The organism is Aquabacterium sp. TM01 (genome assembly GCF_057808345.1).
In genome coordinates this window covers 2,990,649-3,016,207 of record NZ_AP046529.1, presented here as the reverse complement: position 1 = coordinate 3,016,207, position 25,559 = coordinate 2,990,649, and the positions used below count along the sequence as shown (strand labels likewise).

Below are 25,559 nucleotides of genomic sequence, written 5' to 3'. Positions count from 1 at the left end.
CAGAAATGAGGAGGGTCAGGCGATCGCCTTGACCTTGCTGTAAGCGGTGTTGCCGCCGTTGAGCAGCTCCAGGGTCAGCGTGCCGTCGGTGGTGTTGACGGCATTGACGAGATCCGTCATCAGCGGTGTGGCGCTCACGGCGGTGTTGTTGTTCATGGCGGTGACCTTGAACGTCAGATTCTTGGTGTCAGTGCCTTCGGGCGGCACCCATTCGAAGGACTGCCGTCCCGAGGGCTTGCCTGCCTGCGTCACCGTGCCCAGCACCGCGCCACTGCTGTTCACGATGTCAATCTGCACCTTGGTGGCCGCCGAAGCCAGCTCGTAGCCACCACCAACGGCACCGGTCTCGGCGTTCACGGCCAGCTTGTTGCCCTCCATCAGCACGGCGCGACCCACCAGGCTCGCGCCTTGCAGCATCTGCATCTGCGCCAGGCTGCCACCCAGGCCCGCCACGGTGTTGTTGAGCTTGTCGATGCCCGTCACCGTGTTGATCTGCGCCATCTGGCTGGTGACCTGGGCGTTGTCCATCGGGTTGAGCGGGTCCTGGTTCTGCATCTGCGTCACCAGCAGCTTCAGGAAGCGATCGGAGGCCTCATTGGCCGCAGCAGTCGCACTCTGCGTGGAACCGTTGTTGCTGGCGCCACTGGCGCCGGAGATTGCGGACGTGCTCATGAGAAATCCTTGCTGAACAGTTCAGACGAGGCGGCGGGCATCAATTGCCTTGGCCCATCTGCAGGGTCTTCATCAACAGCGACTTGGTCGTGTTCATGACCTCGATGTTGTTCTGGTACGAGCGGGAGGCCGAGATCATGTTGACCATCTCCTCCACCGTGTTGACGTTGCTGTAGGTCACATACCCCTCGGCATCGGCCTGAGGGTGCTTGGGATCGTGAATGCGACGACCCGGGGTGTTGTCCTCGGTCACCTGGCTGACGGTGACCCCGGCCGTGCCCGGCCCACCCATCGGCGTGGTCGTGAACACCACCTGGCGGGCCTTGTAGGCCGAACCATCGGGCCCGGCCACCGTGTCGGCGTTGGCAAGGTTGGAGGCCACCACGTTGAGACGCTGCGACTGCGCACTGACAGCGCTGCCGGCCACGTTGAAGATCTTGAACATCGACATGAGGGGCTCCTGATCCGTGCGACTTATTGACCGGTGATGGCCGTGTTGAGGGTGCGCACCGACGAGTTGATGAAACGCAGCGTGGCTTCGTAACGCACGGTGTTGTCGGCGAAGTTGGCGCGCTCGCGGTCCATGTCCACGGTGTTGCGGTCCAGATTGGTCTGCGCTGTGGGGGCGTAGGCCAGCTCGGTGCTGTTGCCGCTGCCCGCCAACTGCCCATTGCGCTGCAGGTGGGCCGGGTTGGCTGCGTTCATGGCCAGCTTGGGTGCACTCAGCCCGCTGGGGCCGCTTGAAGCTTGGCCGGTGGCGGTCTTGAGCGCCGTGGCGAAATCAAAATCGCGAGAGACATAACCCGGCGTGTCGGCGTTGGCAATGTTGCTGGCGATCAGGCGCTGGCGCTCCGACCGCAGCTTCAAGGCTTCGGTCTGGAAATTCAACGAATCGGTCAGTCGGTTCAGCATGGTCAGGCCCTCCGGGGTGGGCAGCTCGCACGAATGGTGGCTCTGGCAGGTATGTTGATCGCCTGAGTCGAAAACATGAGCCGGAATAAACGGGCTTTCCCGGCGCATTTCCCCGCCTGGTGGGGTGGGGTGGCACGTACAGTCGTGATCACCATGTCAGTCTTCCCCCACGCCCTCCCGCTCGCCATCGCCTCGCGCTGGTGGCGCGGTGCGCTGCAACGCGTGGTGGCGGGCGGGCTGATTGGCTGGTTTCTCGGGTTGAGTCCGGCCCTGGCCCAGACGGCCGGCGCTCAGACGGTCAGCCTGTCAGGCCTGGTCTCCGAGTTGTTGCAAAGCCAGACGCAGCAAGCCCAGGCCGCCTCGTCCGGCCACAACGCCCAGCCTCCCCGAATCGAGGTGGTGCTGGGCGAGCTGGATCCGCGCTTGAAACTCGCCCCCTGCCAGAAGGTGAACGCCTACGTTCCCCAGGGCATGAAGCTGTGGGGCAAGACCCGGGTGGGCCTGCGCTGCGAACAAGGCCCGGTGCGCTGGAACGTGTTCTGGCCGGTGACCGTCAAGGTCTGGGGACCGGCTTTGGTGGCGGTGGCTGCCATCGAACCCGGACAGGAACTTGGCCCTCAGGACGTGAAACTCGCCGAAGTCGACCTGGCCGAAAGCACCTCACCGGCCATTGCGGCCCTGCCCGAGGCGCTGGGCCGCACGTCACAACGGCGCCTGCAGGCCGGCCAGAGTGTGCGACAAGCCGACCTGAGGGCGCGCCGCTGGTTTTCTGCCGGCGATCCGGTACGATTGCATGTGAAGGGCCCCGGCTTCATGGCAGCCTCCGAAGGCACGGCCCTGGCCCATGGCGACGAAGGACGTTGCGCCCGGGTGCGTACCCAACAAGGCAGGGTGGTGTGCGCCCAGCCCACCGGGGATGGGCTCGCGGAACTCACATTATGAAATTTGTGAGGTGCCCGGGTTACCAACAGTTACCCCCTGTGCAGGGGTCGGATGCATTTCACGCTAAAGTTTGTTCTCGTCACGTCGATATCGCAGATGTGAGCACCTGGGATCGGCCGGGTGTAAGGAGCAAATCATGAAAATCGGCAACCACTTGGACAAGGTCCTGACGGGCCTGAGTTCACGCCCCGAAGGCGTCGGTTCGACCAAAACGCCGGCTAAGACTGCGTCGCTGGATGGCGGCGTGAGCAAGAGTGCGACCGTGACCCTGTCTGCGGCCGCCAACGTGCTGTCAGAAGACTCGGCGGCGTTCGACGCTGCCAAAGTCGCCCGCATCAAGCAGGCCATTGACAACGGCAGCTACCAGGTCAACGCTGGCGCCATCGCCGACAAGCTGATCGGCAACGCCAAAGAATTGCTGCAAGGCCGCCAAGGCTGAGCACCTGATTTCGCATGACGGATGCGCCGCAGCCCCACGCCCGACTCGACGCTGGGGTATCGCGCATCGAAACCTGCCTGGATGAACTGGACGCCGCGCTCGCCTCGGGCGACGCGGGCCGCATCGAAACCCAGGCGCAACAGCTGCAACAGGCGCTGACCGATGGCGCTGCCGTCTTTCGTCACACCGCGCCGGACACGCTGACGCCCGATCTGCGTCAGCGTTTGCAAACCGCACAGTCCCGCACGCAGGCGCTGCAGCAGGCGGTGCACAAGGTGCTCACGTCCACCGGCCGCACGCTCGGCGCGCTGTTTCCGCAAGACGGGAACGACACCTACGGTGCCCTGGGCCAAAGCCCGGCTGTCCGCGCCCTGGGCAAAGCCTACCGCTGAGCGCCTCAACTCAGAGGCGCGTCGCCGGCAGGCTCAGCCCTCGCTGGCGCCTTCCACAATCAACTGCACGCGCTGGCGTCCCTGGAACTCGTTCAGGTCGATGCGAAACGCCAGCCGTGTCCGGTCCGGCAGGGGTTCCGTCCGCCCAAACCAGATGCCATCGCGCACCTGACCCTGCACGCGCAGGCTCAACTTCATGTGGCGCTCGCCCACCAGGCGCTGGTTCAGCACCTCCGCCTCGTCACTGAATACCGGCACTTCAAACCCCGGGCCCCACACGGCGCTATCCAGTTGCAGAACGGTTTCCGCCGTGAACCATTGCGCATCCAGCGGGCCATCTGTGCTCAGTTGGCGCAGCAGCAAGCTGGGGTCCAGGTCGTCGTTGGCCACCCGCACCAGTGCGGCCTCAAAGGTGTCGAAGTCTTCTTCGGCAATCGTGCAGCCTGCCGCCATGGCATGCCCGCCAAACTTGCGCAGCAGACCGGGGTGACGCTTGCCGATCAAATCCAGCGCATCGCGCAGGTGAAAACCGGCAATCGAGCGGCCTGAGCCCTTGAGCAGCCCATCCTGCCCCAGTGCGAACACAAACGTGGGGCGGTGCAGGCGGTCCTTCAGGCGCGAGGCGACGATGCCGACCACCCCCTCGTGGAAGTCCGGGTCGAAAATCGCCAGCGCCGCAGGCGGATCACCCTCCGGCAGCACCGATTCCAGCATCATCTCGGCCTGCTCGCGCATGCCCGCTTCCAGTTCGCGGCGCTCGCGGTTGATGCCGTCGAGCTGCTGCGCCAAGGCCTGCGCCCGCACCGGGTCGTCGGTGATCAGGCACTCAATGCCCAAGCCCATTTCGGCCAGACGGCCCGCCGCGTTGATGCGCGGCCCCAGCGCAAAGCCAAAATCCTGGCTGCTGGCCTTGGCCGGATCGCGCCCGGCGGCGGTGAACAGCGCGGCAATGCCTGGTTGCATGCGCCCGGCGCGGATGCGCTTGAGGCCCAGGCCCACCAGGCGGCGGTTGTTGGCGTCCAGGCGGCCCACGTCGGCAATGGTGCCCAGAGCGACCAAATCGAGCAGGCTGTCGATGCGGGGCTGGCTGGCGGCGTCGAACGCGCCGCGCTGACGCAGTTCGGCGCGCAGGGCCAGCAGCACATAGAACATCACGCCCACGCCCACCAGGGCCTTGCTGGCGAAGTCGCAGCCGGGCTGGTTGGGGTTCACGATCACGTCGGCGTCGGGCAGGCTGACCTGTCCGTTGTCCAGCACCACCGGCAGGTGGTGGTCGGTGATGATGACCCGCATGCCCAGCGCGCGGGCGCGGTTCACCGCCTCGTGGCTGGCCATGCCGTTGTCCACGGTCACCAGCACATCGGCGTTTTGGGCTTTCACCAGCTCGACGATGGGCGGGGTCAGACCATAGCCGTGCAAGGCGCGGTCGGGCACCACGTAGCTGAGCTGGTCGGGGCGGGCGCCCAGCATGCGCAGGCCACGCAGGCCGGTGGCGCAGGCGGTGGCGCCGTCGCAGTCATAGTCGGCCACGATGCAGATGCGCTGGCCTTGCGCGATGGCGTCGGCCAGCAGCACGGCCGCTTCCTGGGTGCCGCGCAGCGTCTGCGGCGGCAGCAGCTTGCTGGCGTTGTCGTCCAGCTCTTCGGCGCTGCGCACGCCGCGGGCGGCAAACAAGCGGGCCAGCAGGGGGTGAACGCCGGCTTGCTCCAGGCTCCAGGCGGTGCGCGGGGGCACGTCGCGGGCGATGATTTTCATGGTCACAGGGTCTCAAGCAGGTCGGTCACGCGGGCGGTGTCAGGGCGGCCGGCGAGTTGGCGCAGGGCACGGCCCAGGCGGGCGCCCAGCGACGGCGCGGCGGCGGGCGTCAGCGTCTCGGCATGGCGGTCGCCGCACAGGGTCAGCTTCACAGCTTCGCCGGCATCCAGCGCGGTGCAGACGTCTTTCAGCACGGTGGCGTCCACATGCTGCCAGGCTTCCAGCCACCGCGGCATGTCGTCGGCCAGCAGGGGCGCACGCAAGTCGTTCACAAGCTGCACCTGGGCGGGCAGGGCGGTGCAAGCCGGGGGCTGGCCGCAACCACTCAGCCAGAAGGAGTTCACGGTGGCCAACCCGGCGGCTTCGCGCGCCTCGTTGAACGGGTGCGTGTACAGCATCATCTGCACCTCGCTTTGCAGACGCCGCACCATGCGTGCCTGCGGGTGGTCGGTCAGCCACAGGTCGGGGTTGCGGCCAATCACCCGGTCCAGCGAGGCGGTGGGCAGGCCTTGCAGCGAGGGGTGGGCGGCATACCAGCGCTGGGCGGCACCCCATTGCAGCGTCCAGCCGTCTTCCTCAAACAGCGGGCGCACAATTTCCAGCAAGGCGCGAGATTCGTCGTCACTCAGGCCCAGCGTCGCCGGGTCCAGCAAGGTCAGGTGGTCGCGGCCCATCAGCCAGTGGCCGGGGCTCAACAGGCCCCAACATTGCGCCGGGTTCAGTTGAACGCCATCCTGGGCGGCCCACCAGGCGGCCCAGGGCAGCAAACCATCGGCGTCAGCGGGGTTCGCATTGGCCGCAGCGCCCGGCCAGCCCATTTCCGCCGCCAGCACGCGCTCGTGGGGCATCGACAGGGCATATTCATCCCCCGCCAGGCGCTGGCTCACCTGCAAGGCGCCCAGCAGGCGGCGCAAATGTGGCAACTGCCCCTCGGCATTCAGGTGCGGCAGGGCGTGCTGGCAGGGTTCGGACAGGCTGGCGGCGAACGGCAGCACCCAATGACGGGGTGCGGCCACAACAGAAGAGGGCGGGTGCATAGGATGGGATTATCGAGTGAGTACACTTCCCACACCATGAATCTCCCTTATGAATGGCGTGTGGGTTGGCGTTACACCCGCGCCAGCCGCTCCGCGCGACGCAACGGTTTCATCTCCTTCATCTCCGGTGTGTCGGTGCTGGGCATCACCCTGGGGGTGGCGGCGCTCATCATCGTGCTGTCGGTCATGAACGGCTTCCAGAAGGAAGTGCGCGACCGCATGCTCTCGGTGGTCGCCCACGTTGAGCTCTACAACGCCAGCGGCGAAGGCCTGCCCGACTGGCGCGCTCTGGCCGCCCAGGCCAAGCAGAACCCCGCCGTCATCGGCGCCGCGCCCTTCGTGCCGGCGCAAGCCCTGATCGCCCGGGGTGAAGACATGCGCGGCGCCATGGTGCGCGGCATCGTCCCGTCTGAAGAAGCGGCGGTGACCCCGCTGGCCGCCACCATGCAAGATACCTTCGCGCGCCTGCAAAGCGGGCAATGGGGCGTGGTCATCGGCCAGGAAATGGCCCGCGCGCTGGGTGTGACCGTGGGCGACCCGCTCACCGTGGTGGCCCCCAGCGGCCAGGTGACCCCGGCGGGCGTCGTGCCCCGCCTCAAGCAGGTCACCGTGGTGGGCATCTTCAACGCCGGCCACTATGAATACGACAGCGGCCTGGTGCTGATGCACGCCGACGATGCCGCTCGCCTGTTCCGCACCGGTGGCCCCACAGGGGTGCAGCTCAAGCTCAAAGACCCGCAAGACGCTCGCCGCGTGGCCGGCGAGTTGGCCGAGTCCCTGGGCGCCGATGTCATCGTGCGTGACTGGACGCACACCAACCGTAACTGGTTTGACGCGGTGCAGGTGGAAAAGCGCATGATGTTCATCATCCTCACCCTGATCGTGGCCGTGGCCGCCTTCAACCTCGTCTCCACCCTGGTGATGACCGTGACCGACAAGCGCGCCGACATCGCCATCTTGCGCACCCTGGGCGCCAGCCCGCGCTCCATCATGGGCATCTTCATGGTGCAGGGGGCGCTTTCCGGCGTCATGGGCACGCTGGGTGGCTTGGGCCTGGGCCTGCTGGTCGCCTTCAACATTGACGTCATCGTGCCCGCCATCGAGCAGGCGCTGGGCGTGCACTTCCTGCCCGGCAGCATCTACCTCATCAGCAAGATGCCGTCCGATCCGCAGTGGGGCGACATCACCCCCATTGCCCTGATCTCCCTGGTGCTGTCCCTGGCCGCCACGCTCTACCCGAGCTGGCGCGCCAGCCGTGTCCAACCTGCAGAGGCCCTTCGGTATGAGTGACATCTTGCCCGCCCACCACCGTCCCTTGCGCGTGCGCAAGGTGCACTCCCTGCGCACCTTCATCTGGCTGGCCAAGGGCGCCCGCGACTTTGCCCGCGCCCCCCTGGTCGGCCTGTCGCACGGCGTGCTGATGGCCGGCTTTGGCGCCCTGATGTTGTGGCTCGCGTGGGACCGCTTCTGGGTGCTGGCCGGCGCCATGTCGGGCTTCCTGATGGTGGCACCCATCCTGGCCACCGGCCTGTACGCTGTCAGCCGCGCCCTGCTGCGTGGCGAGGCGGCCAACCTGTCGGCCGTCTGGCAAGTCTGGTCCTCGCTCGACCAGCGCCTGGTGCGCTTTGGCATCCTGCTCATGGCCTTGGGCACCGGCTGGGTCATCACCTCGGCCGCGCTCATCACCCTGGGCGTGCACCCCTCGGTCACCACCCCGGCTGACTTTCTGACCCGCGTGGTGCTGGCGCCCGAGCCCGGCTTTTTCGAGATCTGGTTGCTGGTGGGCGGGCTGATGGCCGCACCCGTGTTTGCCTCCAGCGTGGTGGCCATTCCCTTGCTGGTGGACCGCCCCGTGGCCGTGCAGGCCGCCGTGCTGACCAGCTGGCGCGCGGTGATCGCCAACCCCATTTGCCTGAGCCTGTGGGCCCTGATCGTGATGAGCCTGACCCTGCTGGGCCTGGGCACCGGGATGATCGGTTTGATTGTGGTGATGCCCGTGCTCGGCCACGCCACCTGGCATGCGTACCGCGACTTGGTGGTACAGGAAGCGCTTTGATATGTTTGGTTTGACAGAGGAACAGATCGCTCAGTTTGGGCTGACGGTCGGCGTTGGTGGCTTCATCCTCTACATGATGTTCATCATCCTGCAACTGGCGCGCGAGTCCAAGGCAGGCAAGTTCGGCACCTTCGTGCTCTTTCTGGTGCTCGGCTTCGGGGTGCTGGGTTTCGTGGCGAAGAACATCATCGCCTGGCTTCTCAACATCTGATGCCCATGCTGGACACCCCCATTCTCCAGGCCCAAGGCCTGTTCAAGCGCTTCCACGAAGGCCCGCTCGACGTCACCATCTTGCAAGGGCTGGACTTGACCGTGCAGCGCGGCCAGACCGTGGCCGTGGTGGGTACCTCGGGCTCGGGCAAAAGCACCTTGCTGCACCTGCTGGGCGGGCTGGACGCCCCCACGCGCGGCACCGTCAAACTCATGGGCCGCGACCTGTCTGCCATGAGCGCGGCCGAGCAAGGCGCCTGGCGCAACCAGCACCTGGGCTTCATCTACCAGTTCCACCACCTGCTGCCCGAGTTTTCGGCGCTCGACAACGTGGCCATGCCCTTGCTGATCCGCCGCATGCCCATTGAGCAGGCGCGCGAACAGGCGCGCCAGTGCCTGGACAAGGTCGGCCTGCTCAACCGCGTGGCGCACCGCCCGGCCGAGCTGTCCGGTGGCGAACGCCAGCGCGTGGCCATTGCCCGGGCCCTGGTGACCCAGCCCGCTTGCCTGCTGGCCGACGAGCCCACCGGCAACCTCGACCGCAGCACCGCCGACACCGTGTTCGAGCTGATGCTGCAACTGGCGGCCGACCAAGGCACGGCCGTGGTCATGGTCACCCACGATGCGACCCTGGCCGAACGCTGCGCCCAGCGCCACCGCCTGGTCAACGGGCAGTTTGCCGACTGAGGCCCCCTTGGAGTGCGGCCATGTGGATCGACAGCCATTGCCACCTGGACGCCCCAGAGTTTGACGCCGATCGCGCCGAGGTGATCGCCCGCGCCCGCGCCGCCGGGGTGGGCTTGCTCGTGATCCCGTCGGTGACGCCCGCCACCTTTGCCACCGCCCGCGCCGCCGCCGAGCAGTGCAACGGCGTGTACGCCTTGGGTATTCACCCCCTGTATGTGGACGCGGTGCCCGACGATGCCGTGGCCCAGCTGGCCGACGCGCTGCAACGCTGGCACGACGACCCGCGCTTGGTGGCCGTGGGCGAAATTGGGCTGGATGGCTTTGTGCCCGGCTGGCAAGACCCGGCCCACCGCGCCCGCCAGGAAGACATCTATGCCGCCCAGCTGGCGCTGGCCGCCGAGCATGGTCTGCCGGTGATATTGCATGTGCGCCGCACGGCCGACGTATTGCTCAAACACCTGCGACGCTGCCGCGATGCCGGCCGGCCCGTGATGGGCGGCATTGCGCATGCCTTCAACGGCAGCCCGCAGCAGGCGAGGGCGTTCATTGAACTGGGCTTCAAGCTGGGGTTTGGCGGGGCCATGACCTTTGAGCGCGCCTTGCAGATTCGCCGCCTGGCAGCTGAGTTACCTGTCGAGACTCTGGTGCTGGAAACCGATGCGCCGGACATTCCTCCGCATTGGCTTTACAAAACCGCCGAGCAACGGGCGCTGGGGGAGCGTGGGCGCAATGAGCCGGCGGAACTGCCGCGCATTGCGGAGACGCTGGCCGAGGTGCGGGGGTGGAGTTTGGCGGAGACGCGGGAGCGGACTTCGGCGAATGTGCGGGATGCGCTGCCGAGGGTGAGGGCTTGGTGCGGGGATTGAACTCAGCCTGCTTTGGTTGAGTTCATATTCGGCGTACGGTTCTGACTGAAAAACATAGTTTTTGGGGTCTGTGCGTGCGAGGTGTCACGCAATTTCAGTATCCGCTATCACCCAAAAGAGGGGGGCTTACATACTCTGAGCCGCATAGAAGACCAGATCAGTTATGCTGGAACGAATCGTTGCAATTTCTGTGACGTAGCGTGTTGCATTGACTAATGGTTTTGGTTGCATGCTGGGGGTGACGTGCCCCCTCATAGCCGTACCAGCGGAATGGAAGTGAGGTCCGTCAACCTGGAGAATGACGGGCATGAGGAAGAGTCGATTTACCGAACAGCAGATCATTGGGTTCTTGAAGCAGGTCGAATCGGGCCTAGCGGTCAAGGAGGTCTGCCGCCAAGGCGGGTTCAGCGAACCCACGTTCTACAAGTGGCGCGCCAAGTACGGCGGCATGGAAGCCGATGAGGCCCGCCGCCTCAAGGACCTGGAAGTCGAGAATGCTCGGCTCAAGAAGCTGCTGGCCGAAGCGCACCTCGATCTGGAGGCGCTCAAGGTCGGTTTCGGGGTAAAGCGCTAGCCCCACAAGGCAAGCGCAAGGCCATCGCTCAGATGCTGGAGCACACCCAGATCTCTGAGCGACGGGCTTGTCGTCTTGTGGGGCTGTCCCGAGATGCCTGGCGGCATCCACCGCAACCCGATGCACAAACTGTGCGTCTTGCTGAACGCATCCAGGCTGTGGCCATGGAGCGGCGGCGCTTTGGGTATCGCCGCGTGCATGACATGCTGCACGCAGAGTTTCCTGGCACAAATCACAAGAAGGTGTTTCGCCTCTACCGTGAGCAGGGCCTGGCCGTCCGCAAGCGCAACAAGGGCAAGAGGTACCGTGGCGAGCGCACGCCGCTGGTGGCCGCAACTCGGGTCAATCAAACATGGAGTCTGGACTTTGTCAGCGACTCATTGAGCAACGGCAGGCGCATCAAGTGCCTGACCATCGCCGATGACTTCAGCCATGAGTGCGTGGACATCGCGGTGGACTTGTCCATGCCGGGCATTTACGTCACCAGAATCCTTGAGCGAGCTGCACGCTTCAGGGGCTATCCAGAGGCCATCAGGACGGATAACGGGCCGGAGTTCACTTGCAGTGCCTTCATAGCATGGATGCAGGCACGAGGCATCCAGCACATCCTGATTCAACCGGGCAAGCCAACCCAGAACGCCTACATCGAAAGCTTCAACGGCAAGTTCCGGGATGAATGCCTCAACGAGAACTGGTTCGAATCATTGGCCCAAGCCCGTGAAGCCATCGCCATCTGGCGTCGGGACTACAACGAGGTGCGTCCCCACGGAACAATTGGCCGAATCCCGCCGGCTGCTTTTGCAGCCAAGCATCGCAACCAAAACCCAACCACCACCGACGCAGGATCAGTTAACCTGCAAACCCCTGGACCTCTCTCCAACTGATTGGTATGGCTGTAGGGGGCACGTCAGGGGCATCCTCATAACGAGGTGGTTGCGCTGGCAGGTGCTCATCTTCTTCGGCCAGGGGGAGTCTGGCTTGGGCCGCATTGTGTCATGGGCGTTGCGACGGCTAATAACAGTTAGGTATTTCCCGTATGAGTGAGTCAGAAAAACCATCAGGCAAGTTAGCGCATCTGTTTTTTAAGACGGAAGAGAGTGGCGTTCAAGTAGCCAATATAAACGTTTTGGCCGCCGTTGATCTTGAGGAAATGCTCAATGCAAACAGCCTGGTATCAGACTACATACATAGCGTTGGGTTAATAAACGCAACAATTTCAAACGCTCAAGACTTCATCAATGCCATCGATGAATGGGCCACTACCTTATCCAACAGATCAAGCATCAACCGCATCAATGTGCAGGAGGGCAGCCTTGATATGGGTCGGCACTTCTTGAACTTATTAAGTCTCTTTAAATGCCTCCTAGAGCATAGCGAGACGACAATCAGACGCAAATTTGGCAAAGAATCTAAGCACATTGCAGCGTGGAAGGCCGCACAAGCCCATCAATATGACACCTACGCATGCTACAGAATATTCTACAAACTAAGAAACTTTTGTCAGCACATAGGGTTACCCCCGATTGGTATAACAATGCACGATCAAAGTGCAGAGCACACTCCTGAAGTTCTCATCTACCTAAACCGAGACGAGCTACTAGAGGAAGGTGATTTATTGAACGAAAAAATCAAATCAGACCTAAATTCCATGCCGGATAAAATTGATTTAAAGGGGTTCACGGAAAGTTGGCTTCATTCGTTCACTGAACTTTACGAGGCACTGCTACAGATAAGAGCAGAATCAGCTATTGATTCCTGCGCAATGATCAAGAATTTAAGAGATGATTTCCAGATAAATAATACCGGAAAACTGATACTGATCGAGGAGGCGGGAAGCAGCGATCAAAACAAACTCAATCTTAAATTTTGCGACATCTTAGAGCAAGAGGCCTTATTTATTATCCAACGCCATACCTAACTGGGTGTTCAACGTGGACGCTGATACGGCCCATCGCTTCGGATACGCCTTATGGGCGCCAGTTAACTAATTCGTTATGCAACTACAGGAAAGTTATGGCAGTCAAGAAATATCGCTACATAAATATATTCCTAATTAAGCCAAATTTGCTGATTAAGGATTTTAAGGACCTTTTAGCAGAAGACTGTCTTGTAGACGAATACGAGCTAGATCCACAATGGAATATTGATGGAAAAATTTATGTAAAACAATCTTTTGCAAAAAGACCCAAATGGGCGGAAATGCTAGACCAAATAACGGGCAAAAAAGTCGATGGACTTGAGACAAAGTCCAGCTCTTCTGTCATGTTCATGAAATCAGATGGCAAAACATTCGCAATCACTTTTGGATATGGAAGATTTCTCATTAATCTAGCTCACTGCATTCAGGATTTTGGAATAAAAACTGCACTCAACACACTAGATCATAAAAGCTTGCGGAGCGTTGATCTCCACACATTGGAGGATCAGCCGATACAGAAAAAATCACAAGCAACACGTGAGTCTGAGGCGAGCATATTTGGGATTGACATATCAAAAGACATTCTTAGATCGGTGACGGGGTCGCCCAGATCAACCGTTGAACTTAAAAATATCTCCGGTGGAGATGCAATGTATTCATTTGGGGTAGATCTTGACATTAATGAGTTGCCGCATCTCATTAAGAAAATTTCAGAATACTACGCAATAGATGCTTACAAAAATGAATTTGGCTGGGTTGACAATGTGAGAAGAGTAAAAGACAAGGCATTGTTGACCAAGCTTGATGGCGAAATCTTAGAGTCCATTAAAAATAAAAATAATGATTTAATACTAACTCTCCCAGAAATTGGAAAATGGGACACTATTAGCGGTTTTAGCTTCACCCGCGCAAAAACATCAATTAGCCCCACAATTGAAGCTGACCATTACTTCAAAACAATATCAAAAGATAAGCTCACAATTGAATCAATAAAAAAAGACCGCCTGTTCGTTCATGATGTGTATGGAATGGAGCATGAGCACTCAATATATAAGTGCGCATACCTCGAACTCTCTGTTGGCGACAAGACATTTATATTTTACTGCGGCACCTGGTACCAAGTTGACAACACATTCATCGGGCGTATTCAGGAAACACTAAACAGGATAGAGGAGGCGGCTATAGTTTTCCCTCCTATTGAAAAATGGCAAGAAGACGGGAAATTCAAAATTGAGCCAGAGGGTGACTACAACTCTCGCGTATCAAAATCACACGGATACCATCTACTTGACAAAAATTTAATAAAGAGCAACAAAACCACTACATCAATAGAGTTGTGTGATCTACTCACAGATGAAAAGCAGTTTATACATGTCAAACACCGAAAAGGCGGCTCGGCTGGGCTGAGCCATCTATTCGCACAGGGAAGCGTTGCAGCTGAGATCATGCTTGGAGACAAACCCTTCCGAAAAGTTGCACGGAGCGTTCTTAAAAAAATAAAAGATGGGGCGCAAGATCTGATCCCTTTGGATAAATTAAAAAGCAACGAATGCGAAATAATTTTCTTAATACTTGGCGATGACCCAAGCAAAGTTAAATCCAACCTTCCCTTTTTTAGTAAAGTTAATCTTGCCAGAGCCTACGAAAATTTATCTCAACGCGGATTCTCTGTAAGAATATCCGCAGCAGAAACATTAGAGCGAGCAGTTGCATAACTGTGCGTTCAACGCGGACGCGAAGCTTGTCTGACTTTTGTGGACATTCCAATCTGACGGAGAATGTCCCCTGCGGGCAAGCTTTGCCGCAAATTCGTCAATCGGTACACCCGTGACATCAAGCTCCCAACGTGTGCCGGCACCCGCCTTGCATGGAGGTCTCATGTCTACGTTCAAAACATCCCGAGCGTTTTCTGCGCCACCCGCGGAGGTGTTTGCGGCCTTCTCAGCACCCGAGCGTCTTGCGCGTTGGTGGGGCCCTGACGGTTTTCGCAACACGTTTGAGGTCTTCGAGCTGAAGCCAGGAGGTCTCTGGCGCTTCACCATGCACAGCCCCGATGGCACCAACTACCCCAACGAGGCCACTTTTGGGTCCATTGAGCCGGGTAGGGCCGTTGTGATCAATCACATCTCCCAGCCTCACTTTCAACTCTCCATCACGCTGAAGCCCACTGCAACCGGAACTCTGGTCACCTGGGAGCAGGTCTTCGAGAGCCCACAAGTTGCGGCCTCAATCAGGCACATCGTGGAACCTGCAAACGAGCAAAATCTGAGCCGTTGGCAGGCAGAGGTTGCCGCGCACGGTCGAGGTGTGGCGTAGTTTTTCGCGCGAGGCGCAAAGCTCTGATTTCTGCACCGCGGGCTTCGACGCCAGTTGAGCAGCCAGCAGCCCTCTTGTTAAAGTAACTGGATGGGCATACAGTTGTTTGGCGCGTGCCGATCACGCCGCATCATCAACTTCAGGAGCCCCGCATGCTTGACCATATGACATTCCGCGTGACCGACATCGCGCGAGCAAAGGCGTTTTACTCCGCAGCCCTGGCGCCACTGGGCTACAGCGTCTGTTTCGAGGGCCATTACGGCGCCAACATGCTTGGGCTTGCCTATCCTGACGCATCTGAACCCGATGGCAAGAAGGCAGATGTGTGGTTCATTGACGGACCTTCGCCACATGGCGGCCCAGTTGCAACGTCCGGTTGCCACCTCGCCTGGCGCGCTGAAAGCCGTGCGCAAGTTGATGCTTTTTACAAGGCGGCCCTGGCTGCTGGCGGGAAAGACAACGGTGCACCCGGGCTCCGACCTGACTATCACGCAAGCTACTATGGAGCGTTTGTCATCGATCCAGAAGGCAACAACATTGAAGCGGTCTGCCATTTGCCAGAGTGATCCACAAATCAGGCAAATACGGGCCCGATAGCGACCGCATCAGTTCGCTCATGGCGCAGTACCTGAGCCAGTAACTCGCATTTCTTTTCGTGCAGCCGTCACTCCCCATGTACTGCCCAGCCCACTTTCAAGAAGACCGTCCTGCAGAGCTGCTTCGCCTCATCGAACAGTTTCCCCTGGCCACCATCGTTCGCCATGACGCCGACGGCTTGACGGCCGACCACGTGCCGCTTTTGTTTCAGCCCACACCGGGTGGCATGGGCAAGCTGGTGGGCCATGTCGCCAAGCACAACCCGTTGTGGCAAGTGCCGGCTGACCAAGAGCTGCTGGTGGTCTTCCAAGGGCCGTCCACCTACATCTCTCCCAACTGGTACGCCACCAAGCATGAGGCCGGTAAGGTCGTCCCCACGTGGAACTACGCCGTGGTGCACGCCCATTGCTCGCTCCACGTAAGCCACGATCCCGAGCAGGTGCGGCAAGTCGTCACCCAACTCACCGATCAGCACGAGGCCACCCAAGCTCACCCCTGGCGTGTGGCCGATGCCCCCAGCGATTACACCGACAAGCTGCTGGCCAACATCGTTGGCATCGAGCTGCGTGTGCACCGCATGCAAGGCAAGTGGAAGGTCAGTCAGAACCAGCCCAAGCAGAACCAGCAATCCGTCGTGCAGGGCCTGCTGTCAGAAGGCGCTGACGCGCAAACCCAGATGGCATCACTGGTGCAGGCGCGCGGCGGGCTGTGATCATCAGCAAACCAGATTCCAACCACACAGGGAGCCTTTCACATGTCCAACACCGACATCCTCCAGCCTTTGTTCGCCTTGGCGTTCTGGACCAGCTTGGTCTTGCTGCTCATTCCCATCACCCGATTTCGGGCCGCCTTCCGCCGCGAGGTGGTGGCCGACGATTTCAAACACGGTGAATCCGGCAGCGTGCCACCGCACGTCAGCCTGCCCAACCGCAACTACATGAACCTGCTGGAATTGCCAGTGCTGTTCTACGTTGCTGGCGTGCTCATCTATGTCACGGGAGGCGCCACGCCGGCCATGCTCATGACAGCCTGGGCGTACGTCGGCCTGCGGGTGCTGCACAGCCTCATCCACCTCACCTACAACCATGTCATTCAGCGCCTGCTGGCGTTTGCGGCCAGCAATGTTGTGCTGGTGGTGCTGTGGGTGCTGGCGGGGTTCAAGATCTTTGCACAATGACTGCCGATCCATTCGACTTGGAGCGCTTCGTCAAGGCGCAAGAGCACAGCTATTCAGCGGCTCTTGACGAGGTTACCAACGGCCGCAAGCAGTCTCACTGGGTGTGGTTCATCCTGCCTCAGCTCCGTGGGCTGGGCTTCAGCGAGAGGGCGCACAAATTTGGCATCTCCGGCATGGCCGAAGCCAAGGCGTACATGGCCCACCCGCTGCTGGGGCCGCGCCTGGTCGAAGTGGTGGAAGCCATGCTCCAACACAAGGCATCCTCCGCTGAAGATGTGCTGGGCGACACCGATGCACGCAAGTTTCAATCGTGCCTGACGCTGTTCTCGTTGGCCGCCCCGCAAGTCGCCCGCTTCAATGAGGCTTTGGAGCAGTTCTTCTCATCCGAGCGCGATGCGGCCACACTCAAAATGCTGACGCAGCAGTCGCACGACACCTGACGTGTCAAGCCAGTGCTCGCACCCACGGCCACACCTGATCCACGAAGAACGCCACACCCACCACCAGCGCCGCCACGCTGCTCACCAGCACGGCCCCAGCGGCCACATCCTTGCTCAGCCCAATGGCCGGATGCAGTTGCGGGTGCAGGTGGTCGGCCAGCACCTCCAGGGCGGTGTTGAGCAACTCACTGGCCACCACGGCGGCAATCGTCAAGGCCATCACCGCCCACCACAGCGCGGGCGCTCGCGTCAGCACCAGCAAGATCGCGATGAGCACCGTGGCCACAGCATGGGTGCGCAGGCTCTTTTCCGAGCGCCAGGCTGCACGCAGACCGGCCATCGCATAGCCCAGGCGGGCTTTGAACGGGTGGCCCTTCATTGGCTGCGCCCCTGGCCCAGGTGCAGGCGGTGCGCCACCATCCACACCAGCACAGCCCAGGCGGCCCCGGCTGCCCAGCCCGCCGCTACGTCCGAAGCCCAGTGCACCCCCAGGTACACCCGCGACAGGCCCACGAGGCCGCTGACCCCGGCGGCCACGCCAATCGCGTACACGCGCAGACGGGTGCGCGGGGCCAGCCGCGCCACCAGCGTTGCCAGCGTCAAAAACACCACCGCCGACATCATCGCGTGACCGCTGGGGAAGCTGTAGCCATCGGCCAGCGTGCCGTGAAACAGCGCATCGGGCCGGGCCCGCGCAAAGCCATGCTTGAGCGCAATGCTCACGCCCCAGCCCAGCAGCGATGAGCCCGCCGCCAGCCAAGCCATGTGCCACTGGCCGGCCATCATCAGGTAGCCACACACCGCGCTCACGGTCATGATCAGCACGGTGGGGCTGCCCAGCGCCGTGATGTCGCGCATCACGTCGGGCAGCCAGCGCGGGCCCCAGGCCGCGCCGTCCACGCCGCCAGCACGGAACCAGCTCAGCAGCCACTGGTCCACGGCGCGCGTGTCGCCCTCCATCATCTCGCCGGCCAGGTTCAAAAAACCCCACAGGCACAGCCCCAGCAGCACGATGGGCCACAACAGGCGCAGCTCGAAATTGCGTTGAGTCACCATGTTCAATATCTGAATGTCAATCCAGCAGGCCGGCCTGCGCGAACACCTCGCGCCAGGCCGCCAGCTTGCGTTCGAACGACCACGAGGCATTGGCCGGGCTGGTGGAGGGCAGTTTGAATACCGGCAGCCCCAGCGCCTGCGTCACACGCATGTGTCGGGCCGATTCGCCCCCATTGTGCGCAATGGCGCGCAGCGTGGGCACCTGCGTGATCAGGCCTGCCAGGTCGTTGAGCTCGCCTTCTTCAATGGCACTGTCCAGGCTGCCTTCGCGCAGGCAACCCGCATACACATCCCAAATGGCCAGCCCACGGGCCTTCACCACGGGCAGCCGCGCCGCATAGGGCAGGGCGCTCAAGGCATCGTCACCCTGCAAACCCCACAGGGCCGACAAAATAGGCCAGAACTGGTTGCGAGGGTGGGCGTAGTACTGCTGCGCCGTCAGTGAGGCCACGCCGGGAAAACTCCCCAGCACCAGCAGCTTGGCGCCCGGCCCCACCACCGGCGCCAAGCCCTGCAGACGTGGCAAGCCCGCAGTGGGCAAGGTGTCGGCATGCGCAAGGGGGGCTCGGACCATGGCCATGACTGTGCCACACTCATTGCCGTGAAAAGAAAACCGACCCTGGCCGAAGCCACGATTTCCGAAGAGCGCGGCGTGCGCTACCTGCACCTGGGCACGCCCTGGATCCAAGGCGCCATGCGCATCCGCCAGCCCCAGAAGCTGGAGCTCGAATACATCCAGCGCATGATGGCCTGGCTGCTGCTGCGCGACCTTGATCAGTTGCCCGGCACCCGCTGCCTGCAACTGGGCCTGGGCGCCGCCGCCATCACCAAGTACTGCCACAGCGTGCTGCGCCTGCCCACCACGGCGGTCGAGATCAACCCGCAGGTCATCGGCGTGTGCCGCAGCTGGTTCCACCTGCCCGAAGACGACGAGCGCCTCACCGTGGTCCAGGCCGATGCCGCCCGCTATGTGGCCAGCGACGATCAGGTCGCCAGCTTCGATGCCCTGAGCGTGGACCTCTACGACCACGAAGCCGCCAGCCCCGTGCTCGATGACGAAGCCTTCTACCGCGCCTGCTGGCGTTGCCTGGACGACGGTGGCGTGATGAGTGTCAACCTGTTTGGCCGCGACGCCAGCTTTGAGCGCAGCGCCGCCCGCATCAGTGCGGCCTTCGGCCCCAACCGCGTGGCCCAGCTCAAGCCCACCACCGACGGCAACACCATCGTGCTGGCCTGGAAGGGCTTCGATTTGCCCGAGCGCGACGTGCTCACCGAGCGCGCCGAAACTTTACACACCCGCTGGTCGCTGCCCGCCAAGAAATGGGTCAAGCTGTTGGGGCCTTTCCAACCCACCGTCGCACCATGACACCGTCTGCCAAGGCCACCGCCACACCGGCATCTCGCCCCATCACCCACCGCGGGCCGCTGGAGTGGCGCCTGCTGCTGAACTGGCTGGCCGAAGACGGCATCCTCACCCCGCAGGATGTGGACACCGTGATGCAGCGCTTTGCCGCCGGCACCAGCGCCCAGCACCCGCTGGTGCGCCTGGCCAGCCTGGGCTTGAAGCGCGCCGACACGGGTACCGCGCTGGAGCTGGAGCCCCTCACCGAATGGCTGGCGCAGCGCGTGAAGCTGCCCTACCTGCGCATCGACCCGCTCAAGGTGGATGTGGCCCGCGTGGCCGATGTCATGTCCATCACCTACGCCGAGCGCCGCAAGGCCCTGCCGGTGTACGTGGGCGCCAACGAGATCACCATTGCCACCAGCGAACCGCTGGACGTGGCCTGGGTGGAGGAGATCCTCGCCCACACCCGCAAGACCATCCAGCTGGCCGTGGCCAACCCGCTCGACCTGCAACGCTACCGCACCGAGTTCTACACCCTGGCCCGCTCCGTCAAGGATGCCAAGAAGAAGACCGGCGATTCGGTGGCCCACAACTTCGAGCAACTGGTGGAACTGGGCCGCGCCAACCGCCAGCTCGACGCCAACGACCAGGGCATCATCCAGGTCGTCGACTGGCTGTGGCAATACGCCTTCGACCAACGCGCCTCCGACATCCACCTCGAGCCCCGGCGCGAAATGGGCGCCATCCGCTTCCGCATCGACGGCGTGCTGCACACCGTCTACCAGGTGCCCTTGTCCGTCATGCAGGCCATGGTGGCGCGCATCAAGCTGCTGGGCCGCATGGACGTGGTCGAAAAGCGCCGCCCGCTCGACGGCCGCATCAAGACCCGCAACCCCGGCGGCGACGAGGTCGAAATGCGCCTGTCCACCATGCCCACCGCCTTTGGCGAAAAGCTGGTGATGCGGATTTTCGATCCCGACAACACCGTCAAGTCCTTCGAGGCCCTGGGCTTTGCCCCGTCTGAAAAGCAGGTGTGGGAGCAGCTGCTCGCCCAGCCGCACGGCATCATCCTCGTCACCGGCCCCACGGGTTCGGGCAAGACCACCACGCTGTACTCCACGCTCAAGCGCCTGGCCACCGACGAGGTCAACGTCTGCACCATCGAAGACCCGATCGAAATGATCGAGCCCTCGTTCAACCAGACCCAGGTGCAGCCCGGCATCGACCTGAACTTTGCCGATGGCCTGCGTGCGCTGATGCGCCAGGACCCGGACATCATCATGGTGGGCGAAATCCGCGACCTGGAAACCGCCGAGATGGCGATCCAGGCGGCGCTCACCGGCCATTTGGTGTTCTCAACCCTGCACACCAACGATGCCGCCTCGGCCATCACGCGCCTGACCGACCTGGGCGTGCCGCCTTACCTCATCAGCGCCACCGTCATTGGCGTGCTGGCGCAGCGCCTGGTGCGCACCCTGTGCCCGCTTTGCAAACAGGCCGACGAGCCGGTGTCGGGCGAAACGCTGTCCGAGTCGATCAAGCCCTGGCGCCTCAACGGCCAGTACCGCCCCTACAAGCCCGTGGGCTGCCTGGACTGCCGCATGACCGGCTTCAAGGGCCGCGTGGGCCTGTACGAGTTGCTGCCCGTGTCCGAGGCCGTGCGCGACTCCCTGCACCCGCAGGTGGACATGGCCCAGATGCGCAAGACGGCGGCCAAAGAAGGCCTGCGGCCGCTGCGCCTGTCGGGCATCATGAAGGTGACCGAAGGGATCACCACGGTCGAAGAGGTGCTGCGCAACACCCCTCAGTGGGATCGTTGAGGCGTGGGGGGCAGCCCCATGAAGCTCGGCACCCACACCTCGCAGCAAATGCCCTCGGGGTCGCGCTCAAACCAGCGCACCTGGCCATTGAGCTGCTTTACCCGCTTGCGCACGCCACCCAGGCCCAGGCCGTGAGCCCATTGCTCGGGCGCGCGGCCGTGGCCGTTGTCGCTCACGCGCAGCGTCAGCATGTCCTCGGCCAGGATCAGGGTCACGGTGACATGCTCGGCCTGGGCGTGGCTGATCGCATTGCTCACCAGTTCGCGCAGGATGCGCGTCAGCGCCGACCACTGCACCATGTTCAGGTCCACGTCCTCGTCGGCCTGCATTTCCCACGTCAGGGCGCAGTGGGCCAGCTCCAGCCGGTGGCTCAGGTCGCGCTTCCACTCCGCCGCCGCCTCGCTCAGCCGGTGTGAAGAGGCCGCCAGGCCACGCGTCAGGGTCTTGAGGTCTTGCAGCGTGTGGCGAATGTAGTCGCCCATCTCCGGGGTCGGGGCCTGGTACAGCAGCGTCAGCAAGCGGGCGCCAATGTCGTCGTGCAGGTCCTGGGCAATGCGCAGGCGCTCTTCGCCCCGGCCTTGTTCCACGGCAGCACTCAGGCGCCGCGCGTCGGTTTGGGTCTGGGCGCTCGTGTCTGCGACGGTGGCCTGCCGCGTGCCTGCCGGAGGCCACAGCCAGCGCCGGGACACCAGGTGCCCGGCCAGTGCGCCGCCCATGGCCAGGCCCAAGGCCCACAAGGACGGGGCGGCCGCGGCATGGCTGGCTTGCCCCAGTTGCAGCACGATGGCCGCCAGCAGCACCCAGGCGGACAGCAGCAGGGCTTCGGCCAGCACCCGCGCCACCAACACGGGGCGGTGCCAGTTCACACGGCGAATCACCAAAGGGGGCAGTTGGCGGGCGGCCATGGGGCTCAGACCAAGCCTTGCTTGCTGGCCAGCACCGCGGCCTCAGCCCGGCTGGACACATTGAGCTTCTTGTAGATGGACTTGATGTGGTCGTTCACAGTGAACCACTTGATGCCCATCAGCGAGGCGATTTCCTTGATCGTGAAGCCCTTGCTCAGGTAGGTCAGCACCTCGCTCTCACGCGGGGTCAACTGCTCGTGGTCGGGCTCGACCTGTGCCGGCGAGCCTGCACCAGCCGGAGACAACGCCCCCCAGCCCGAGTGCCCTTCACCGGCGCGGAAGTGGTGCAGCAAGCGCCGTGCAATCGCTGGCGACAGGGGCGGCTGGCCGCGCACGATCTTTTGCAGCTCTTCCACCAGCACCTCGAAACGGTCTTCCTTGAGCAGGTAGCCATCGGCCCCGAACTGCAGGGCCGGGAACAGGTGCTCGTCATCCGAGTACAGGGTCGTGACGATGCGCGTGGCCGGATAGCCGCTCAGATCGCGCAGCAACTCCAGGCCGCTGCCATCGGGCAGTTCCAGGTCGAGCAAAATGAGCTGAAAGGGCGGGGATGCGGCAGCCGCCTGGCCAGCCGCGCCCAGGCCCAGCTCCCGCCGAGCCGACGCCAGGTCGCTGGCCTCCACGATGCCGCTGACGTCGTTGAAACTCTCGGTCACGACGCGACAGAGAAAGCCCCGCGCAACCGGGTTGTCTTCAAGAATCAAAACCTTGACGGTCATGTCGTTCCTCCCCTTGCCCGCCTCTGGGTGGGCCGGGTTTGATGTGATCCACACTATATAGTGGATGGCAGCTCCTCCTACAATCCACCCATGCGAATCCTCATTGCCAACGACGACGGTTACCTGGCGCCCGGCATTGCCGCGCTGGTGGACGCTTGCCAGGGCCTCGGTGAGGTCGATGTCTTTGCGCCCGAGCGCAATGCCAGCGGCACCTCCAACGCCTTGACCCTGCACCAGCCCCTGAGCCTGCACACGGCGGCCAACGGCTTCCGCTACGTCAGCGGCACGCCGTCTGACAGCGTGCACCTGGCGCTCACGGCGGGGCTCATCCCCAAGCCCGATCTGGTGCTGTCGGGCATCAACAACGGCGCCAACATGGGGGACGACACCCTGTACTCCGGCACCGTGGCCGCAGCCACCGAGGGCTATCTGTTCGGCATACCGGCCATCGCCTTCTCGCTGGTCGACAAGGGTTGGGCCCACCTTGACGTCGCCACCCGGGTGGCCCGTCGCGTGATTGAACAGGCACTGGCGCAGCCACCCGCTGGCCATCCCTGGTTGCTCAACGTCAACATTCCCTCATCGGCGCAGGCCGAGGACGCCCCCTGGGCCATCACCCGCCTGGGTCGGCGCCACGCCAGCTTCCCCGCCGTGGCCCAGGCCAACCCGCGTGGCGACCTGTTTTACTGGATCGGCCCGGCTGGCGAGGCCCGTGAAGATGGTGAAGGCACCGATTTCCATGCCATCCGCCAAGGCCAGGTGTCCATCACCCCCTTGAAGGTGGACATGACCGATCACCAGCACCTGCCCACGTGGCAGCGCTGGTTGGAGCCGCGGTGAGCGTGCCCCCTGACGATCGCAAGCCGCGGCGTTTTCCGCTGCAGCTCGATCAGGTGGCCTCCCCCCGACCCGGTGGGTCGCGCACGCCCATTGGCAGCACCGCCGCACCGCGTGTCTCCCGCGAGGTGCTGCGCCCTCAGGCGCCCTTGCACCTGGCTGAGCGCGATCGCCAGCGCCACACCGCCCCGCAGGGGCTGGGGCTGGACTCCGCCCAGGTGCGCATGCGCATGGTGCAGCGCCTGCAGGCCGATGGCATCAGCCATTCGGGCGTGTTGCAGGCGTTTGCCGCCGTCCCGCGCCACCTGTTTGTGGACACGGCGCTGGTCAACCAGGCCTATGAAGACACCAGCCTGCCCATCGGCCTGGGCCAGACCATCTCCAAGCCCTCGGTCGTGGCCGCCATGATTCAGCTGCTGTGCGTGCGGCCGGGCTTGACCCGCTCCGATGTGCCGAGCGCACCGGTGAGTACGAAGCCCTTGGGCAACTGCCTGGAAATCGGCACCGGCTGCGGCTATCAGGCCGCCTTGCTTGGCCATATGGCGCGCCGTGTGGTGTCCATTGAACGGCTGCGCGACCTGCATCTCAAAGCGCGCGGCAACCTCGATCAGCTGCGCGCCGCCTTGCCCACCTCGCCCGACGTGCGTTTGGTGTATGGTGACGGCATGATTGGTCATGCGCCCTCGGCGCCTTACGACACCATCATCGCCGCCGCGGGTGGCGCGGCCCTGCCGCAAGCCTGGCTCGACCAGCTCGCGCCCGGCGGCCGGCTCGTGGCGCCCACCGAAGATGAGCGTGGCGGGCAGGTGCTCGTCATCGTTGATCGGCTGGCCGATGGCCGTTTTCAGCACGCCCGTGCCGGCGCGGTCTTGTTCGTCCCCCTAAAATCGGGCACCACCTGATGTTTGACGACCTGAGGCGGCCCCCGTCTCAGGCACGACGATTGGTCTCATGCAGCACACCACACTCTCCCTCCGATTGGCCGCTTCGGTGGCCGTTCTGGCCGTCCTGGCCGGCTGCGCATCGCCCACCCACCGTGCGCCGGTGGAAGAGCGCGCCAGCGCCGCCCAACCCCCGCGCCCGCTCCCGGGTGCCGAGAACGCCGGCAAGCCGGGCTACTACACCATCAAGCCGGGTGACACCCTGATCCGCATTGGCCTGGAAACCGGCCAGAGCTGGCGCGACATTGCCGGCTGGAACAACATCGAAAACGCCAACCGCATCGAAGTGGGCCAGGTGGTGCGCATCGTGCCGCCGGTGGGCGAGGGCGCGACCAGCACGGCAGCCACGGGCAGCATCCCGGCGGCCAAACCGGTGACGACGTCCCGCATCGAGCCCCGTTCGGTCGATGGCAAGGCCGCTTCCGCCGCGTCGGCCCCGTCCGTGGCCGCGAGCAGCTCCAGTTCGGCTGCAGCGGCCAGCGCGCCCGACACACACCGTGCCGACGCGAAAACAGGTGACGAGCCGGCCTGGATCTGGCCCGCCAATGGCCCCACCATCGCCCAGTTCGAAGAGGGCAAGCGCAAGGGCCTGGTCATCGGCGGCAAGGCCGGTGACCCCGTGGTCGCCGCCGGGGATGGCCGCGTGGTCTACGCCGGTTCGGGCCTGCGGGGCTACGGCAACCTCATCATCATCAAGCACAGTGGCGACTACCTGACGGCCTACGCCCACAACCAGACGCTGCTGGTCAAGGAGGACCAGGCCGTGCGCAAGGGCCAAAAAATCGCCGAAATGGGTGCCACCGATGCCGATCGCGTCCAGCTGCATTTCGAGATCCGCAAGCAAGGCAAGCCCATTGATCCGGCTCGCCAGCTGCCTGCGCGCTGATTTCCAGGTGCTGACCTGCGGGGCCGCGCGCAGAGTCTGAAAGAACAGGTCACAGTCCTG

31 protein-coding genes are annotated in these 25,559 nt (G+C 63.1%); 21 read left to right on the top strand and 10 right to left on the bottom strand.

Annotated features, from left to right (window positions below):
- Nucleotides 1-15: 15 nt before the first annotated feature.
- The 3 genes from AC3WW4_RS13935 to flgB are packed head-to-tail and all read right to left on the bottom strand — an operon-like array spanning nucleotide 16 to nucleotide 1,584.
- On the bottom strand, nucleotides 16-672 hold the full coding sequence (locus tag AC3WW4_RS13935; RefSeq protein ID WP_488829068.1) for a flagellar hook assembly protein FlgD: 657 nt from the start codon (nucleotides 670-672) through the stop codon (nucleotides 16-18).
- Between the two features lie 40 nt (nucleotides 673-712).
- Entirely contained in the window at nucleotides 713-1,123 is a 411-nt protein-coding gene (gene flgC / locus AC3WW4_RS13930; protein ID WP_488829067.1) for a flagellar basal body rod protein FlgC, read from the bottom strand.
- A gap of 23 nt (nucleotides 1,124-1,146) precedes the next feature.
- Nucleotides 1,147-1,584, bottom strand: coding sequence for a flagellar basal body rod protein FlgB (flgB, locus tag AC3WW4_RS13925; protein ID WP_488829066.1), 438 nt, complete (start codon nucleotides 1,582-1,584; stop codon nucleotides 1,147-1,149).
- 153 nt (nucleotides 1,585-1,737) lie between these two features.
- Between flgB and flgA the strand changes: the two genes are divergently transcribed.
- From flgA to AC3WW4_RS13910, 3 genes are all read left to right on the top strand, one after another.
- On the top strand, nucleotides 1,738-2,526 hold the full coding sequence (flgA, locus tag AC3WW4_RS13920) for a flagellar basal body P-ring formation chaperone FlgA (RefSeq protein WP_488829065.1): 789 nt from the start codon (nucleotides 1,738-1,740) through the stop codon (nucleotides 2,524-2,526).
- Nucleotides 2,527-2,662: 136 nt separating this feature from the next.
- Entirely contained in the window at nucleotides 2,663-2,965 is a 303-nt protein-coding gene (gene flgM, locus AC3WW4_RS13915; protein WP_488829064.1) for a flagellar biosynthesis anti-sigma factor FlgM, read from the top strand.
- A 14-nt stretch (nucleotides 2,966-2,979) separates the two neighbouring features.
- Complete coding sequence (locus AC3WW4_RS13910; RefSeq protein ID WP_488829063.1) at nucleotides 2,980-3,357, top strand: hypothetical protein; 378 nt, start codon at nucleotides 2,980-2,982, stop codon at nucleotides 3,355-3,357.
- Between the two features lie 33 nt (nucleotides 3,358-3,390).
- Here AC3WW4_RS13910 and recJ read toward each other — a convergent pair whose 3' ends face one another.
- Nucleotides 3,391-5,112, bottom strand: coding sequence for a single-stranded-DNA-specific exonuclease RecJ (gene recJ / locus AC3WW4_RS13905; RefSeq protein WP_488829062.1), 1,722 nt, complete (start codon nucleotides 5,110-5,112; stop codon nucleotides 3,391-3,393).
- A 2-nt stretch (nucleotides 5,113-5,114) separates the two neighbouring features.
- Nucleotides 5,115-6,149, bottom strand: coding sequence for a hypothetical protein (locus AC3WW4_RS13900; protein WP_488829061.1), 1,035 nt, complete (start codon nucleotides 6,147-6,149; stop codon nucleotides 5,115-5,117).
- A 36-nt stretch (nucleotides 6,150-6,185) separates the two neighbouring features.
- Between AC3WW4_RS13900 and AC3WW4_RS13895 the strand changes: the two genes are divergently transcribed.
- The 13 genes from AC3WW4_RS13895 (at nucleotide 6,186) to AC3WW4_RS13835 (ending at nucleotide 16,990) form a co-directional block, all read left to right on the top strand.
- Nucleotides 6,186-7,439, top strand: a complete 1,254-nt coding sequence (locus AC3WW4_RS13895) for a lipoprotein-releasing ABC transporter permease subunit (protein ID WP_488829060.1) — start codon at nucleotides 6,186-6,188, stop codon at nucleotides 7,437-7,439.
- Nucleotides 7,432-8,205, top strand: coding sequence for a DUF2189 domain-containing protein (locus AC3WW4_RS13890; protein ID WP_488829059.1), 774 nt, complete (start codon nucleotides 7,432-7,434; stop codon nucleotides 8,203-8,205). Before AC3WW4_RS13895 ends, AC3WW4_RS13890 begins: the two co-directional genes overlap by 8 nt.
- A gap of 1 nt (nucleotide 8,206) precedes the next feature.
- Nucleotides 8,207-8,416 (top strand): DUF2788 domain-containing protein, encoded by a 210-nt coding sequence (locus AC3WW4_RS13885; RefSeq protein WP_488829058.1) that lies wholly within the window; start codon nucleotides 8,207-8,209, stop codon nucleotides 8,414-8,416.
- Between the two features lie 5 nt (nucleotides 8,417-8,421).
- Nucleotides 8,422-9,102 (top strand): lipoprotein-releasing ABC transporter ATP-binding protein LolD, encoded by a 681-nt coding sequence (gene lolD / locus AC3WW4_RS13880; protein WP_488829057.1) that lies wholly within the window; start codon nucleotides 8,422-8,424, stop codon nucleotides 9,100-9,102.
- Between the two features lie 20 nt (nucleotides 9,103-9,122).
- The gene (locus tag AC3WW4_RS13875; RefSeq protein WP_488829056.1) at nucleotides 9,123-9,968 is read left to right on the top strand and encodes a TatD family hydrolase; all 846 of its coding nucleotides are present in this window, start codon (nucleotides 9,123-9,125) and stop codon (nucleotides 9,966-9,968) included.
- Between the two features lie 307 nt (nucleotides 9,969-10,275).
- Nucleotides 10,276-11,426 (top strand): IS3 family transposase gene (locus AC3WW4_RS13870; RefSeq protein ID WP_488829055.1). Its coding sequence is split into 2 segments (ribosomal slippage): nucleotides 10,276-10,522 and nucleotides 10,522-11,426, totalling 1,152 coding nucleotides; the frame shifts between segments, so codons are not numbered across the junction.
- A 152-nt stretch (nucleotides 11,427-11,578) separates the two neighbouring features.
- Entirely contained in the window at nucleotides 11,579-12,460 is an 882-nt protein-coding gene (locus AC3WW4_RS13865) for a hypothetical protein (RefSeq protein ID WP_488829054.1), read from the top strand.
- Between the two features lie 95 nt (nucleotides 12,461-12,555).
- Entirely contained in the window at nucleotides 12,556-14,175 is a 1,620-nt protein-coding gene (locus AC3WW4_RS13860) for a TIGR04141 family sporadically distributed protein (RefSeq protein ID WP_488829053.1), read from the top strand.
- 163 nt (nucleotides 14,176-14,338) lie between these two features.
- Nucleotides 14,339-14,776, top strand: coding sequence for an SRPBCC family protein (locus tag AC3WW4_RS13855; RefSeq protein ID WP_488829052.1), 438 nt, complete (start codon nucleotides 14,339-14,341; stop codon nucleotides 14,774-14,776).
- Nucleotides 14,777-14,928: 152 nt separating this feature from the next.
- Nucleotides 14,929-15,342, top strand: coding sequence for a VOC family protein (locus AC3WW4_RS13850; protein WP_488829051.1), 414 nt, complete (start codon nucleotides 14,929-14,931; stop codon nucleotides 15,340-15,342).
- A gap of 89 nt (nucleotides 15,343-15,431) precedes the next feature.
- Nucleotides 15,432-16,085 (top strand): FMN-binding negative transcriptional regulator, encoded by a 654-nt coding sequence (locus tag AC3WW4_RS13845; protein WP_488829050.1) that lies wholly within the window; start codon nucleotides 15,432-15,434, stop codon nucleotides 16,083-16,085.
- Between the two features lie 42 nt (nucleotides 16,086-16,127).
- Nucleotides 16,128-16,550, top strand: a complete 423-nt coding sequence (locus tag AC3WW4_RS13840) for an MAPEG family protein (protein ID WP_488829049.1) — start codon at nucleotides 16,128-16,130, stop codon at nucleotides 16,548-16,550.
- A complete protein-coding gene (locus tag AC3WW4_RS13835) occupies nucleotides 16,547-16,990 on the top strand; it encodes a DUF1810 domain-containing protein (RefSeq protein ID WP_488829048.1) in 444 nt (147 codons plus the stop codon). The genes AC3WW4_RS13840 and AC3WW4_RS13835 overlap by 4 nt, the downstream gene beginning before the upstream one ends.
- A gap of 4 nt (nucleotides 16,991-16,994) precedes the next feature.
- On the opposite strand, the gene AC3WW4_RS13830 is transcribed toward AC3WW4_RS13835, so the two are convergent.
- From AC3WW4_RS13830 to AC3WW4_RS13820, 3 genes are read right to left on the bottom strand one after another with little or no spacing between them, the layout of a single operon-like run.
- Entirely contained in the window at nucleotides 16,995-17,369 is a 375-nt protein-coding gene (locus AC3WW4_RS13830) for a diacylglycerol kinase (RefSeq protein ID WP_488829047.1), read from the bottom strand.
- On the bottom strand, nucleotides 17,366-18,046 hold the full coding sequence (locus tag AC3WW4_RS13825) for a phosphatase PAP2 family protein (protein ID WP_488829046.1): 681 nt from the start codon (nucleotides 18,044-18,046) through the stop codon (nucleotides 17,366-17,368). Before AC3WW4_RS13825 ends, AC3WW4_RS13830 begins: the two co-directional genes overlap by 4 nt.
- 16 nt (nucleotides 18,047-18,062) lie before the next feature.
- Complete coding sequence (locus AC3WW4_RS13820) at nucleotides 18,063-18,620, bottom strand: DNA-deoxyinosine glycosylase (RefSeq protein ID WP_488829759.1); 558 nt, start codon at nucleotides 18,618-18,620, stop codon at nucleotides 18,063-18,065.
- 27 nt (nucleotides 18,621-18,647) lie between these two features.
- On the opposite strand from AC3WW4_RS13820, the gene AC3WW4_RS13815 reads away from it, so the two are divergent.
- On the top strand, nucleotides 18,648-19,412 hold the full coding sequence (locus AC3WW4_RS13815; RefSeq protein ID WP_488829045.1) for a spermine/spermidine synthase domain-containing protein: 765 nt from the start codon (nucleotides 18,648-18,650) through the stop codon (nucleotides 19,410-19,412).
- Nucleotides 19,409-21,211: a type IV pilus assembly ATPase TfpB gene (tfpB, locus tag AC3WW4_RS13810; RefSeq protein ID WP_488829044.1), complete on the top strand. Its 1,803-nt coding sequence runs from the start codon at nucleotides 19,409-19,411 to the stop codon at nucleotides 21,209-21,211. The genes AC3WW4_RS13815 and tfpB overlap by 4 nt, the downstream gene beginning before the upstream one ends.
- On the opposite strand, the gene AC3WW4_RS13805 is transcribed toward tfpB, so the two are convergent.
- Together AC3WW4_RS13805 and AC3WW4_RS13800 are read right to left on the bottom strand one after the other, a co-directional pair.
- Nucleotides 21,196-22,116: a sensor histidine kinase gene (locus tag AC3WW4_RS13805; RefSeq protein ID WP_488829043.1), complete on the bottom strand. Its 921-nt coding sequence runs from the start codon at nucleotides 22,114-22,116 to the stop codon at nucleotides 21,196-21,198. The genes tfpB and AC3WW4_RS13805 overlap by 16 nt on opposite strands.
- 5 nt (nucleotides 22,117-22,121) lie before the next feature.
- Nucleotides 22,122-22,835 carry a LuxR C-terminal-related transcriptional regulator gene (locus AC3WW4_RS13800; protein ID WP_488829042.1) on the bottom strand — a complete coding sequence of 238 codons (714 nt, stop codon included), beginning with the start codon at nucleotides 22,833-22,835 and terminating at the stop codon, nucleotides 22,122-22,124.
- Nucleotides 22,836-22,925: 90 nt separating this feature from the next.
- On the opposite strand from AC3WW4_RS13800, the gene surE reads away from it, so the two are divergent.
- The 3 genes from surE to AC3WW4_RS13785 are packed head-to-tail and all read left to right on the top strand — an operon-like array spanning nucleotide 22,926 to nucleotide 25,499.
- On the top strand, nucleotides 22,926-23,675 hold the full coding sequence (surE, locus tag AC3WW4_RS13795; protein ID WP_488829041.1) for a 5'/3'-nucleotidase SurE: 750 nt from the start codon (nucleotides 22,926-22,928) through the stop codon (nucleotides 23,673-23,675).
- Nucleotides 23,676-23,677: 2 nt separating this feature from the next.
- On the top strand, nucleotides 23,678-24,574 hold the full coding sequence (locus tag AC3WW4_RS13790; RefSeq protein WP_488829758.1) for a protein-L-isoaspartate O-methyltransferase family protein: 897 nt from the start codon (nucleotides 23,678-23,680) through the stop codon (nucleotides 24,572-24,574).
- Between the two features lie 49 nt (nucleotides 24,575-24,623).
- Nucleotides 24,624-25,499, top strand: coding sequence for a peptidoglycan DD-metalloendopeptidase family protein (locus AC3WW4_RS13785; protein WP_488829040.1), 876 nt, complete (start codon nucleotides 24,624-24,626; stop codon nucleotides 25,497-25,499).
- Nucleotides 25,500-25,559: the final 60 nt, after the last annotated feature.